The organism is Microbacterium oxydans, assembly GCF_900095745.1.
GTDB classification, from domain to species: Bacteria; Actinomycetota; Actinomycetes; order Actinomycetales; family Microbacteriaceae; genus Microbacterium; species Microbacterium oxydans_B.
This window is the reverse complement of record NZ_FMIR01000018.1, coordinates 414,693-427,720: the sequence shown is the minus strand read 5'-3', so window position 1 is coordinate 427,720 and position 13,028 is coordinate 414,693. Positions and strand designations below refer to the sequence as shown.

At 67.0% G+C, this 13,028-nt stretch carries 10 protein-coding genes; 6 read left to right on the top strand and 4 right to left on the bottom strand.

What is annotated here, in order from left to right:
- Window positions 1-113: 113 nt before the first annotated feature.
- On the bottom strand, window positions 114-2,372 hold the full coding sequence (locus tag BQ2383_RS14795) for a right-handed parallel beta-helix repeat-containing protein (RefSeq protein ID WP_167381636.1): 2,259 nt from the start codon (window positions 2,370-2,372) through the stop codon (window positions 114-116).
- A gap of 163 nt (window positions 2,373-2,535) precedes the next feature.
- Between BQ2383_RS14795 and BQ2383_RS14790 the strand changes: the two genes are divergently transcribed.
- The 5 genes from BQ2383_RS14790 (at window position 2,536) to BQ2383_RS14770 (ending at window position 9,369) form a co-directional block, all read left to right on the top strand.
- A complete protein-coding gene (locus BQ2383_RS14790; protein WP_091035567.1) occupies window positions 2,536-3,855 on the top strand; it encodes an ABC transporter substrate-binding protein in 1,320 nt (439 codons plus the stop codon).
- Between the two features lie 73 nt (window positions 3,856-3,928).
- Window positions 3,929-4,837, top strand: coding sequence for a carbohydrate ABC transporter permease (locus BQ2383_RS14785; protein ID WP_167381635.1), 909 nt, complete (start codon window positions 3,929-3,931; stop codon window positions 4,835-4,837).
- 1 nt (window position 4,838) lies between these two features.
- Complete coding sequence (locus BQ2383_RS14780) at window positions 4,839-5,627, top strand: carbohydrate ABC transporter permease (protein WP_091035564.1); 789 nt, start codon at window positions 4,839-4,841, stop codon at window positions 5,625-5,627.
- A 14-nt stretch (window positions 5,628-5,641) separates the two neighbouring features.
- Window positions 5,642-6,772 (top strand): glycoside hydrolase family 99-like domain-containing protein, encoded by a 1,131-nt coding sequence (locus BQ2383_RS14775; protein WP_167381634.1) that lies wholly within the window; start codon window positions 5,642-5,644, stop codon window positions 6,770-6,772.
- Complete coding sequence (locus BQ2383_RS14770; RefSeq protein WP_091035557.1) at window positions 6,769-9,369, top strand: alpha-L-rhamnosidase; 2,601 nt, start codon at window positions 6,769-6,771, stop codon at window positions 9,367-9,369. Before BQ2383_RS14775 ends, BQ2383_RS14770 begins: the two co-directional genes overlap by 4 nt.
- On the opposite strand, the gene BQ2383_RS14765 is transcribed toward BQ2383_RS14770, so the two are convergent.
- From BQ2383_RS14765 to BQ2383_RS14755, 3 genes are all read right to left on the bottom strand, one after another.
- Window positions 9,323-10,327 (bottom strand): LacI family DNA-binding transcriptional regulator, encoded by a 1,005-nt coding sequence (locus BQ2383_RS14765; protein WP_167381633.1) that lies wholly within the window; start codon window positions 10,325-10,327, stop codon window positions 9,323-9,325. The two genes, BQ2383_RS14770 and BQ2383_RS14765, sit on opposite strands and share 47 nt — an antisense overlap.
- Before the next feature lie 88 nt (window positions 10,328-10,415).
- On the bottom strand, window positions 10,416-10,940 hold the full coding sequence (locus BQ2383_RS14760) for a hypothetical protein (RefSeq protein WP_140403369.1): 525 nt from the start codon (window positions 10,938-10,940) through the stop codon (window positions 10,416-10,418).
- A 45-nt stretch (window positions 10,941-10,985) separates the two neighbouring features.
- Window positions 10,986-11,960, bottom strand: a complete 975-nt coding sequence (locus BQ2383_RS14755; RefSeq protein WP_091035916.1) for a helix-turn-helix transcriptional regulator — start codon at window positions 11,958-11,960, stop codon at window positions 10,986-10,988.
- Window positions 11,961-12,070: 110 nt separating this feature from the next.
- Between BQ2383_RS14755 and BQ2383_RS14750 the strand changes: the two genes are divergently transcribed.
- Window positions 12,071-13,012, top strand: coding sequence for an alpha/beta fold hydrolase (locus BQ2383_RS14750; RefSeq protein WP_091035547.1), 942 nt, complete (start codon window positions 12,071-12,073; stop codon window positions 13,010-13,012).
- Window positions 13,013-13,028 lie beyond the last annotated feature (16 nt).

Below are 13,028 nucleotides of genomic sequence, written 5' to 3'. Positions count from 1 at the left end.
CATTCACCGTGTGATCACTGTATAACGGCGAGATAACGAATGCAACGGTTTGGTCACGGAAAGTTTCGTGCGACATTTGACGGCGGTGCTGTCCCTTCCCTGCCGCTTGTCAATCATCGATAGGTTGCGAACTTGAGATCGCGGCTGCTCACATCCGGGCCCCACGTCGTTCCGCCGTCGGTGCTGAACCATGCGGTGCCTCGCGCGTAGGGATCGCCGTCGAAGTACTCGAACCCGCAGGAGTTGCTCGTACCGGCGTTCGGCGTCAGGGGTGAGGTCGCGGCGACACCGTAGGACTTCGCCGGATCGAGAGCACTCGTCGATACGGATACCGGCGCGGAGGCCGACGGCACGTCGCCGGGCGCGAGCGTCCTCTGCCCGACTGTCGCCACGGGTTGACCGCCGGCGCCCAGCTCATACACCCGGATCTCGAGGTTTCCGGCGGGGCTCCCGGCACGGTAAGCCCAGAAGTCGACGCGCGTCGCGGCCGTCTGCGGGCGGAACGTCTGCATCCTGCCGAGCGTGCTTCGCAGATCGCTATAGGGATAGAAGGTGCCGAAAGTGTTGGCCTGGTCCAGGATCGGCGCGCCCGCGTCGTACCCGATCGACGGCATCCATGAGACCTCGGCGCCCGTCGAGCCCTGCGTGATGAAGCGAATCGTGTCGCCGGCGGTCACAGCGAGACCGTCCGCATTCGTGGCGACTCCTACCCTCGTGGCGGGAACGCTCTGCGCGGTCACGACCGCGACGCCGTTCTTCTCCACACGGACCGTCGGCGTTCCCGCACCCGTGCTCAGGGCGCGCCCACGGATGTTCACGTAACCCGTGGCCGGCGCGGTCCAGGCCAGGGCGACCGATTCGCCGGTAGCGGGCACGCGCGCGAATCGGCCGGACGCGGTGGATGTCCCGTTCCACTGCTGTGCTGCAGCATCGAAGGTCATGGCGATCCACGAAGTGCCGGTCCGCGACTCATGCTTCCATCCGTGCTGGCCGGCTGTTCCCGTGAAGTCCCGAGCGGCTTGAGAGGTGCGGGTGGAGGTGCCGACATCGTGGTTGTCGAGGAAGCTGAACCCGCGGAAGTCCTCGCCGACGCCGGAGACTGCGAGGCCGTGCGGCTCGTCGTAGAGGTTGTTGGTCACCGTGCCGGTGGGGACGAAGCAGTTCGATACGCGGTGCACAGCGCCTTCGCCGTTGTCCTCGAAGAGGTTGCCGTCGATCAGGGTGTCGTCGCTGTGGTCGAACGGATCGTTACTGCTGCCGGGGCACGTCGCCGGGTTGCGGATGGCCAGGACGTCGATGCCGGGCCCATGATTCTCCGCGATGTAGTTGTAGAGGATCTTCACGTCCCGATTCGCGTACTCGAGATCGATGCCCATCTGATCGTTGGGGGTGCCGACGTCGGGTGTCTGCACGATGAGGTTGTTGACGATGACGAGCCCCTCGTTGCGGGAGAGCAGGAGGCCCGTGGTGCCGTTCTTCGACGGGCAGGCGCCGGCGTTCTGGACGATGGAGTCGCGCACCACGGCATTGCGTGTATTGATCAGGGTGATGCCGTTCGGGCAGTCGGCGCGCATGTCACCGCCGCCGTCGAGGTCGTGGATGTAGAGGTCTTCCAAGACTGCATCCTGTACCAGGTTGGCGCCGTCGGTCCCGTCATGGGTGCGGATCCCGTTGCACCAGGCGATCTCGACCCCCATGTTCGAGTGCGCGACCTCCACGCCGGAGATGCGGAGGTCACGAAGGCCGACGTCGGAGCTCGTGAAGGGGAAAGGCGCGACCGTGGCCTTGCCGGTGGCATCGTTGACCGCCGGTCCCGTGATCGCTACTCCGGCGGAGGTGTAGAGGCCGGGAATGGGCGACAACGAGCACGTGCCGTCGTACGCCTGCGAGTTGCCCTGGGCGATGCCGGTGATGTGGTGCGCGTACACGTTCTCGATCGTCAGGCCCTCATGGTCGAGCTCGTCGTAGTAGGCCTGGACGCCGACGGCGGCGTTCGCGACTTCGAGGTCGCGTACCGTCACGTGCGACACGTTCTCGAGGTAGACCCCACGGTCGTCGTCAGCGGCGTCGCGGGAGATCAGTGGTCGCGCTCCGCTTCCGTAGGCCGCGACCGTGATCGGCGCGCTGCCCGTGCCGGACCCCGAGATCTCGAGCTGCTGGTTCCAACTCGCCCCGCGGGCCAGAAGGAGCTCGTCGCCCGCAGCGAAGTCCGTGGCGGCGACCGGCACGAAATCGCACCACGGCGCATCCGTGGTCGTTCCCGGCCCAGCGTTGCTGCACCCGGCGATCGGATTCACGTATCGCGTCGTGCCGGCAGCGGATGCCGTGGTCGGCGCACCGAGCAGGGCGGCGGAGAGGGCCGCCGCGGTCATCAGGGCAAAGATCCTTCGCATGGAAGTACCACCTCGTCGTTGAGTTTCGGCTTCGAGTTTGACCGCGAGGCGATCACCTCGTAATCTGCTCAGTACGGCCGATTCTAAACGTTTAGTTTCCCTGGCCGCCACCCCAGAATGATCACGCAAAGGAGCCGATCACATGCTCACGATCCGTACCCGAGTCGCGGCCGTCGCCACTGTCGGCGTCGTCGCCGTCGCGCTCGCCGGCTGCGTCGGAACATCTGACGCACCATCCGCCGACGGCGACGTTACCCTGACCTGGTGGGGGTGGAACAACTTCCGGTACGAGCAGGTGATCGACGAGTTCGAAGCCGCCAACCCCGGGATCACCGTCGAGTACAAGAACTACGCGTTCGACGACTACGTCACGGCTCTGCGCCCGGCTCTCACCGGCAGCGACGGGCCCGATGTGTTCCAGATGCAGCCCGGCGCGCTCGTCACCAACTTCGGTCCGCTCGCCGTCGATCCCTCGGAGCACATGGAGTCCGTGCACGGGGCGGACTGGCAAGATCGCTTCTACCCTGCCGGTCTGGAAGCGCTGCAGGCCGACGGGGAGCAGGTCGCGCTTCCGAATTACATGAGCGCCGCCGGCCTCGTCTACTACAACGCCGACATCCTCGAGGAGCTCGGCCTCGACGTGCCCAGCGATCTCGACCAGTGGGAAGCGGACTGCGCGACGATCGTCGAGGCCGGGTACGCCTGCCTCGCGCACGGTGCGAAGGACGGCTGGGTCAATGAGGACGTGTTCCTCTCCCTGGCCAACAGCGTGTCTCCCGGACTCGTCTACGAGGCGATCGAGGGAGATACCTCCTGGACGGATCCCGACCTCGTCGCCGCGATGACCGCGTGGGGATCTCTTTTCACGAACGGCATCGTCGCCGAGGGAGCGACCGCCATGGCCGAGTACCCCGACGCGTTCTCGGCCTTCCTTGAGGGGAACGCCGCCTTCGTCGCCCTGGGCACCTGGAACACCTCGCAGACCATGACCGCCGCGGGCATCGCCGAGGCGCAGAAGGGCGTCAGCACGCCCATCGACAACGTCTTCCTGTCGGCGCCCTTCCCCGCCGCGGAGTCGGGTGGGACACCGACGAGTCCCTTCGGCGGCCCGGACAACGGCTGGGCGGTCGCGGCCAACACGCCGTCAGAGGAGGCGGCCCTCGCCTTCCTCGACTTCCTCACCACCGGGTACGGGCAGGAGAATCAGGCCAGCGGCGGCAACATCCCGGCCGTGCGCGACGTCGCAGTCTCGACGGAGGACGTCGTGGATCCGCGGCAGGTCGAGGACATCGAGCGCCAGCAGGCGAGCATCGACGACCTGGTCGGGCTGCGCCAGATCCCCTACCCCGACCTGGATGCCGCCCTCATCGACGCGCTCTCCCAGGTCGCGGCCGGTGCCGCGACTCCGGAGGCCGCGCTCGAGAGCGTCGAGTCGGTGTCGGCCGGTCTTGACCGCGAGTGATCCGTCCGGGGCGGGCTCGGTCATCGAGCGCGCCCCGGACTCCGCGCGACTTCGCAGCCACGAGAGGAACTCCATGATGACGGCAACTCCGGCGAGGCCCGCCACCGGGCGCGCGCCGGTGCGGGTATACCGGTCACTGCAGAAGTGGATCTGGGCGGTGCCGGCACTGATCCTCGTCGGAGGCGTCATCCACGCGGCGATCCTGGCGAACGTGTCCTACTCGACTCTCGAGTGGAACGGCGTCTCCACCGACGCCGAGAACGTCGGCTTCGGTAACTACATGGCCCTGGTCACCGATGCGACGTTCCTCACCGCACTGCGCAACACCCTGACGTTCGCCGTCGGCACGGTCTTCATCCAGATGGTGCTGGGCTTCGGTCTCGCGCTCCTGGTACGCACGCGAGTGGTTGGTCGCGGTCTGCTGCGCACTCTCGTCTTCGTGCCGGTGGTGCTGTCACCTGCCGTCGTTGCCGTCTCCTTCCGACTGCTCCTCACCCCCGATGGCGCTTTCAATCAGACGCTGGAATCGCTCGGGTTCGGGTGGCTGACACAGGCGTGGCTCGCGAATCCGTCGATCGCTCTCCTCACCCTCATCGCCATCAACGTGTGGCAGTACACCGGATACAGCTTCGTGATCTACGACGCGGCGCTCGGCCAGGTCGATCCCTCGATGATCGAGGCGGCGCGGCTCGACGGTGCCGGCACCTGGCGGCTCACGAAGAGCATCCTGCTTCCGACGGTGTCCGGATCCCACCTCGTGCTCATCGTGCTCGGATTCGTCAGCTCCCTGAAGATGTTCGAGCTGGTCTTCCTCACGACCGGAGGTGGGCCGGGCAACTCGACTCAGGTGCTCACCGGATACATCTACGAGCAGGCGATCGCGAGGTTCCACGCGGGATACGCCTCGGCCATCTCGATCGTGGTCGTCCTCGTCGCCGCCGTCTTCGCGGCGCTCCAAGTCCGACTGGCAAGGAACGCCTGACATGTTCTCTCATCAATCGCTTCCCGCGCGGGTCATCAGCCAGGTCTTCCTTCTCATCGCGGTCGGGGTGCTGGTGCTGCCTCTGGGAATGATCCTGTTCGTGAGCATGCAGGGGGAGGGGCCGGTCAACTATCTCCGCGTCCTCGAGGGCACCCCGTTCGTCCGGTTCTTCGTCAACAGTGCGATCGTCTCCGTCTCCACCGTCGTTCTGGTGACCCTCACCGCGACGATGGCCGCGTTCGCCACGTCGGTGCTCCGTCCCCGGGGAGCTGGGATCGCGCAGCTGCTGCTCATCGCCGGGCTCGCGCTTCCGGCCATCGCGCTCGTCGTGCCCCTCTTCTACGCCGTGCAGTCACTCGGACTCCTCAACACCTACTGGGCGGTGATCATCCCGCTCGCCGCGATCTCCCTGCCGTTCGGTGTGCTCGTCGCATCGAACTACATCCGGTCGCTGCCCGTCGAGGTCTACGAGGCGGCCAAGGTCGACGGCGCCACCGACCGGCAGTACTTCTGGCGGGTGCTGTTGCCGATGTGCCGGCCCATCCTCGCCGTGGTGGTGATCTTCACCTTCCTGAGCGCCTGGAACGAGTACCTCCTGCCTCTGATCTTCATTCAGAACACCGACATGCAGGTCCTCACCCAGGTGCCGACGTACTTCCAGAGCCAGCGCCTGGTTGACACCCCCAAGATCTTCGCGGCGAACGTGCTCATCAGCCTCCCCGTCGTCGTCCTCTATATCGCACTGCAGCGCACCTTCCAACGCGGTCTCTCCGCGGGTGCCATCAAATGAACGAAGGATCCCCGATGCGGCCCACTGTCCTGGCCTACTTCTTCCCCGACTGGCAGACCGACGCGCGCAACGACGCGTGGTTCGGTGAGGGTTGGACCGAGTGGGAGCTGCTGCGCCGCGCCACCCCGCGGTTCGACGGCCATCGCCAGCCGCGGGTCCCCGTTGCGGGTGAGGAGGACGACGCCGATCCGGCGGTGATGGCGCGTCAGATTGAGCTCGCGCACCGGCACGGGATCGACGGATTCCTCGTGGACTTCTACTGGTACGACGACGGGCCCTATCTGAACCGCGCCCTCGACGAGGGGATGCTGGCTGCAGAGATGCCCGACGACTTCCGCATCGCGCTGATGTGGGCGAACCACGAGCTCGTCGACATCTTCCCCTCGCGGCACCCGCATCGGAAGCCCCCGGTGTTGAAGTCCGGGGCGATCGACAGATCGGCCTTCGAGCGGATGGCGCGGCACGTGATCGACACGTACTTCACGCATCCGAACCATCTGCTCATCGACGGCAAGCCGTTCTTCTCCGTCTACGAGGTCGGAACCCTTCTCGAGGGCCTCGGCGGCGTCGAAGGCGCCCGCGATGCGCTCGACTGGTTCCGCCGGGAGACGATCGCCGCCGGCTTCCCCGGACTGCACCTCGACATGGTGGTCTGGGGCTTCGGCGTTCTGCCCACCGCGGTGACGGTGGCGGATCCGGCCATCCTCATGCGCGCGCTGGGCGCCGACAGTGCGACCTCGTACGTGTGGATCCATCACACCGCCACCGAACGCCACCCGTGGCCGCTCGGAGACTGGTGCGACGTGCAGCGCGATGCGTTCGACGCCTACGAAGGATACGTCGAGGCGCTGCCTGTGCCCTTCCACCCCAACGTCAGCGTCGGGTGGGACCCGTCGCCGCGTACGGTGCAGTCGGCCGAATGGGAGGACGGCACCTATCCGTGGATGACGGTGTTCGACGCCTCGCCGGATGACTTCCGACAGGGGCTGCTCACCGCGCGCCAGTTCCTCGCCGACCACCCCGTCACCAGCCCGCTGCTCACGATCAACGCCTGGAACGAGTGGACGGAGGGGGCGGCGCTCCTTCCCGACACCCACTTCGGAACGCGATTCCTGGAGACGATCACGGAGGTCTTCCCTCGATGAGTTCTGCTGCACGCATCGTCTCCGTGTCCGTCGAGCACCACGCCGAGAGCCTCGGTATCGGCACGTCGAAGCCGCGGCTCGCCTGGACGCTCGATGCACCATCCGACTGGAAACCCGGCAACGCGGAGGCGCAGCTCGAGGATGAGACCGGTGCGGTCACGGTCGCGCCCCTCGATGCGCGGGATGAAGTCCTGGCGTCCTGGCCCTTTCGGCCGCTGGCGTCGCGCGAGCGCGTGGCGGTGCGCATCCGCGCGGTGAACGACGCCGGTACCGAGCGGACGCCCTGGAGCGCGCCGCTCTTCGTGGAGGCAGGTCTGCTCGACCCGGCCGATTGGCAGGCTCGCCCGGTCTCAGCGCCGTGGCCCGAGACGCCGGGAACCGAGCGGCGACCGAGCCGGATGCGTCGGCGCTTCGACCTCGACGGCGGGTTTCGCTCCGCCCGGCTCTACATCAGCGCGCACGGCGTCGTCGACGGCTTCCTCAACGATGAGCGTGTCGGAGACGACACACTCGTGCCGGGCTGGACAAGCTATCGTCACCGCCTCGCATACCGCACCTACGACGTCACCGATTTGCTGGTCGGAGGCGAGAACGTCTTCGGCGCGCACCTCGCTGACGGGTGGTACCGAGGCCGTCTCGGCTATGTGGAGAACCTTCGCGACTACTACGGGGACGATCTCGCGCTCATCGCCCAGCTCGAGATCCGCTACGACGACCGAACGATCGTGATCGCGACGGGGGAGCCGGGATGGGAGGCCACCACTGGACCGATCCTGAGCAGCAGTCTCTACGACGGTGAGACCTATGACGCCCGCGTCGGCGACGACTGGCGCGGCGGTGAGTGGGTGCCGGCCGTCGTCGGCGACCGGGATCCGGCGACTCTGTTCGCGCCGCGTAGCGCTCCTGTGCGTCGCCATGCGGAGCTCGCGCCTCGGACGACGACGGTGCAGGCAGACGGCAGCATCCTGTACGACTTCGGGCAGAACATCTCGGGGCGCCTTCGTCTGTCGATGGCGCGTACGCGCCGAGGGGAGGAACTCGTGCTGCGCCACGCCGAGGTGCTCGAAAACGGCGACCTCGCTCTGCGTCCGCTGCGTTCGGCAGCGGCGACCGACCGCTACGTGCAGGGCGGAGGCGAGGAGCATTGGGAGCCGCGGTTCACGATGCACGGCTTCCGCTACGCCACCGTGACCGGGTGGGGTGGTGCGCCGGCAGAACTCGACGTGTGTGCGATCGCCTACACGACGCAGATGCGGCCGTCCGGCTCGTTTGAGACGGACAACCCGCTCCTGAATCGCTTCCACGAGAACGTTCGATGGGGTCTGCTCGGCAACATGGTCTCGTTGCCCACGGACTGCCCGCAACGGGACGAGCGATTGGGGTGGACGGCGGACTTCCAAGTCTTCGCCCCCGCCGCCTCGTTCCTCTATGACATCTCCGGTTTCGCTCTGGACTGGCTCGACGATCTCGCAGCCGAGCAATCGCCCGACGGCACCGTCCCCATCTACGTGCCCTGGCTGCCGCTCGACTACGACACGAGCCCGCCGGTCGCGGCGTGGGGCGATGCGGCCGTCCTCGTGCCGGACACCCTGCACGAGCGTTACGGCGATCCAGAGATCCTGAGGCGCCACTTCGAGATCGGGGAGCGCTGGATCGAGCGCGTCCGTGAGCTCGCCGGTGACGATCTCGTCTGGGACGAGGGGTTCCAGTTCGGGGACTGGCTGGATCCGCTGGCCCCGCCTGACGACCCGTTCCGCGCCGTGACATCCACCGGATTCGTCGCCACAGGATGCTTCGCGCACGCGGCCGAGCGTCTGGCGAGGATCGGGCGGGTCATCGGGGCCACGTCCGCAGACCGGATGCAGCGCCTGGCGGACGACGTGCGCCAGGCGTTCGCCGATCGATACCTGGGCGACGGCGGTCTTCCCCGCGACGACACCCAGACGGCCTGCGCCATGGTGCTGCAGTGGAACCTCGGCGCCTCGGAGCACCGGCCGCGCGTGGCCGAGCGGCTCGCACAGCTCGTGCGCGCGAACTACTTCCGGATCGGGACCGGCTTCGTCGGGACGCCCCTCGTGCTCGACGCGCTCGCCGACAACGGACACCTCGAGGATGCCTACGCCCTGCTCTTGCAGACGGAGTGCCCGTCATGGCTGTACGCCGTGACGATGGGTGCCACCACGGTGTGGGAACGGTGGGACTCGATGCTCCCCGACGGCTCGATCAACCCGGGCTCGATGACGAGCTTCAACCACTACGCCCTCGGTGCGATCGCGGACTGGCTGCATCGCAGGGTCGGCGGCCTCGAGCCGGAGGCCGCCGGCTTTCGGCGGATCCGCTTCGCTCCGCGCCCGGGCGGGGGCATCACGAGCGCTTGGACGCGCCACGAGACGCCGTTCGGGTCCGCATCGATCGAGTGGCGGATCGGCGACGGGTGCCTCGACGTGCAGCTCGTCGTCCCGACCGGGGCCACCGGCTGGATCGACATCGAGGGCATCGTTCCGCATGAGGTGCCCGCGGGGCACCATCGCTTCACGACCGACGCACCGCTCAGCTACGTGGCACCGATGACTCTCGGACGATCAGTTCGGGCATGAACACGACCGTGCGAGGCGGGGGAGCCGGTGATGCCTCCGCCTCGAGCAGCAGCTCCACGGCCGTTGCCCCGAGTTCCGCCTGCGGCGGGTGGAGCGTGGTGAGCTCGAGGGGTGAGTATTCGTCGGCGAGGGCGTCGTTGTACCCGACGACCGAGATGGCGTCGGGCACCGGCAGCCCGCGCTCGACGACCAGTGCCTGGAGGAGACCGACGGCGACGAGGTCGTTCACCGCGAAGATCCCGTCCGGGCGCTCCGGCTCCGGTCGGTCGGCGATGCGGCGGCCGATCTCCCGCCCCTGACGGGCGTTGCGCTCAGTGGTCTCGATCAGCTCGACGGTCGCATCTGCGACGCCGGCCGCAGCACCGCGGAAGCCCTCGAGGCGCTCTGCGACCTGATGGATCTCGCTCGGGCCGCCGACGAACGCGAGCCGGCGGCGTCCGCACTGCAGAAGGTGCTCCGCGGCCACCCTGCCTCCGGCGCGCCCGTCGATGGCCACGGCGGGGAGAGTGCCTTCGTCGGCGCTGTAGTCCAGCAGCACGATGGGGACGCGGGCCTTTCCCTCGACCAGGTAGGGGGAAGGGTCTGCGACGGGAGCGAGGAGGAGGCCGCGCACCCGCTGCTCCTCGAACAGATGGAGGTACTCCGTCTCCAGATCCACCTGGCTGTCACTGTCGGCGAGAACCACGTACAGGCCGTGCTCGGTCGCGGCCGCCCTGATGCCGCGCGCGACCGCGGCGAAGAACGGGTCGGTCACGTCGAAGCCGATGAGTGCGAGCATTCGGCTCTTGCCGGCCTTGAGCTGGCGGGCGGCATCGTTGCGCACGTATCCCAGCGCCTCGATCGCGACTCTCACTCGTTCGGCCGTCTCGGGGCGGACCTTGTCCGGCTTGTTCAGATAGAACGACACGGTCGCCGTGGAAACGCCCGCATGCTCCGCCACCTCGCGAATGCCCACCACCACATCACCTCACGACGAGTCTAAACGTTTTGCAACTCGTGAAGACAATGAGCTCGAACGGGAGGGGGCGTGGAGATCCGCGGAATCGTCAACTTCCCTGAGGACGGACCGGCTTCCCGGAGGCCGTCAACCATTCGACCGCTTCCTCCACCGTCATCTCGGTTCTCGTACCGTCGGGGCTCCGCCGGGAGCCGAACAGCACCCGATGGTCGTAGCGGCTGCAGTTCTTGCGGAGAAGTTCGTAATAGTAGTCGTCGAGATAGATCTCGAACTCGTCGGCGAAGGAACCGGAGCGCGGCAGCCGGGGCGTCTTCAGCCACTGCACGACGGCGCGGATATCGTCGCTTCCGAGTGTGATGGTCGGGGGCGCCGGAAGCGATAGCCGGAAGGCCAGTACCTCGGCGCCTTCGCCCTCCCACCATTCCGCGAGGTTGAAGGAGCTGGTGTCTTTTCCTGTCAGCTGTCGGACCCGGGCCGACAGCGACTCGTACGCGGATCCGTCCTCGTCGCCATGCTCATCGACGAATCGCGCATACGCGTGCAGCTCACGCAGCACAGCGTCGTACCGCGCTTCGGCGGTCTCGAGGTCTGGTTGCAGTGGGCGCGGGATCACACAGTCAGGATATGGGGGCGCGGATGCGGGGCGCGTCCGAAGGCGTCACGAGAGGCGTACCCGGTCAGTGAGGTGAGTGGCGAGCCGCTCGACGGCGCCCGCGAGTTCGGCCGGCTCGATGACAGACACCGGAGCGGTGAGCGCTATCTCGGCGACCGTCATCGCGAGCCGTCCGAGGTCTTCGCTGCGGATTCCGACGACGCAGTGTTCTGCGTGCTCCTCCCTCAGAGTGTGGTCGGCCCACTGGAGGACGCCCTCAACCTCCGCGAACGGTTTGTGGATGACGAGGGTCGCATCGTGATCGCGGGCAGTGCGGCCGATCGATCTCGCGACGAAGTCGGCCGCATCTCCCCCGGGAATCGTGCGCGGCGCGAAGTGATTGCCGACTGGTCGCGGCGCCTGGATGCGGTCGAGTCGGAACGTTCTCCAATCGCGACGGTCTCCATCCCACGCGACGAGATACCACCGTCGTCCGGCTGTGACGAGCTGGTGCGGCTCGACGTGCCGCCCGCTGCTCTCGCCGTCGCTTCGCAGGTAGTCGAACCGCACGTGCTCATGGTCGCGACATGCTGCGGCGAACACGCTCAGCGACTCGGGATGGATGACGTCGTCATCGACGGCCCGCCGCAGTGAGGCGACGCTCGAATGCAGCGCCGACACGCGTCGACGAAGCCGATGAGGCAGAAGTGCCTCGATCTTCGCCAGCGCGCGCAGCGACGTCTCCTCGATCCCGCTAACGGCGGCTTCCGCGGCATAACGCAAGCCGATCGCCACCGCGACGGCCTCCTCATCATCGAGGATCAGGGGCGGCACATGCGTTCCCGTCGCGAGCCGGTAACCTCCGTACCTCCCCGAGGTGGAATCGACCGGGTAGCCGATCTCGCGAAGGCGGTCGAGGTCGCGCCGCACCGTTCGTTCGGTCACCCCGAGCCGATCCGCCAGTTCCGCACAGGGCCAGAAGCGGTGGGTCTGCAGAAGCGACAACAACTGCAGGGCTCTGCCCGTGGGATTGGTTCTCATGATTCTCAGCCTGCCGAGGATCTCGGACATCCGGTGTCCAGGATGCTCCGTACGGTCCGAGTAGCCGCCGATCCACACCTGCGATCGGTGCCGAACTCAGAGGAGCAACCGTGAACCCGTCCGACTTCCCCGACCCCACCCTCATCCCCGTCAACGGCATTGAACTCGAAGTCTTCGAGGCCGGGCGAGAGAACGCCGGGAACCCTATCGTGCTGTGCCACGGATGGCCGGGGCATGCCTCCGTGTGGCGGAATCAGGTGCCGGCCCTCGTCGCTGCGGGGTACCACGTCATCGTCCCGAACCAACGCGGTTACGGCAACACTTCGCGGCCGACCGAGGTAACGGCCTACGACATCGAACATCTCGCGGGCGACCTCGTCGGACTTCTCGATCACTATGGGTACGACACGGCGATCTTCGTCGGTCACGACTGGGGCGCAAGCGTCGTCTGGGGGCTGACCCTGCTGCACCCGGACCGCGTGGACAAGGTGATCAATCTGAGCCTGCCCTATCAGGAGCGCGGAGAGATTCCGTGGATCGAGCTCATGGAAGCCGTGCTCGGCGGTGACTTCTACTTCGTGCACTTCAATCGGCAGCCCGGCGTCGCGGACGCCGTGTTCGATGAGAACACGTCCCGGTTCCTTCGCAACCTGTACCGGAAGAACGAACCCCCTCGGCAGCCTCAGCCGGGGATGGAGTTCATCGATCTCGCCCGAGCGGAGGCACCGCTCGGCGAGCCCGTCATGAGCGACGACGAACTCGCCGTTCTCGTCTCCGCTTTCGAAACCTCGGGATTCACGGGCGGTGTGAATTGGTACCGGAACCTCGACCGCAACTGGCACCTGCTCGCCGACGCGGACCCGATCATCCACCAGCCCGCACTCATGATCTACGCCGACAGAGACATGGTCCAGAAATCCGAGACGCTTGCGGACTTCGTGCCGAACGTGGACGTCGTCAGCCTCGACTGCGGGCACTGGATCCAGCAGGAAAAGCCCACCGAACTCAACGAGGCGATCGTGAGTTGGCTGCAGCGACAGGACGCGCGATGAGATCGGAGAGCCCGGC

Bases quoted from the DNA above. Each gene is read 5' to 3' on its own strand.
- BQ2383_RS14770 (WP_091035557.1), top strand. From the start codon at position 6,769: ATGAGTTCTGCTGCACGCATCGTCTCCGTGTCCGTCGAGCACCACGCC.
- BQ2383_RS14795 (WP_167381636.1), bottom strand. From the start codon at position 2,372: ATGACCGCGGCGGCCCTCTCCGCCGCCCTGCTCGGTGCGCCGACCACG.
- BQ2383_RS14785 (WP_167381635.1), top strand. From the start codon at position 3,929: ATGATGACGGCAACTCCGGCGAGGCCCGCCACCGGGCGCGCGCCGGTG.
- BQ2383_RS14790 (WP_091035567.1), top strand. From the start codon at position 2,536: ATGCTCACGATCCGTACCCGAGTCGCGGCCGTCGCCACTGTCGGCGTC.
- BQ2383_RS14755 (WP_091035916.1), bottom strand. From the start codon at position 11,960: ATGAGAACCAATCCCACGGGCAGAGCCCTGCAGTTGTTGTCGCTTCTG.
- BQ2383_RS14780 (WP_091035564.1), top strand. From the start codon at position 4,839: ATGTTCTCTCATCAATCGCTTCCCGCGCGGGTCATCAGCCAGGTCTTC.
- BQ2383_RS14775 (WP_167381634.1), top strand. From the start codon at position 5,642: ATGCGGCCCACTGTCCTGGCCTACTTCTTCCCCGACTGGCAGACCGAC.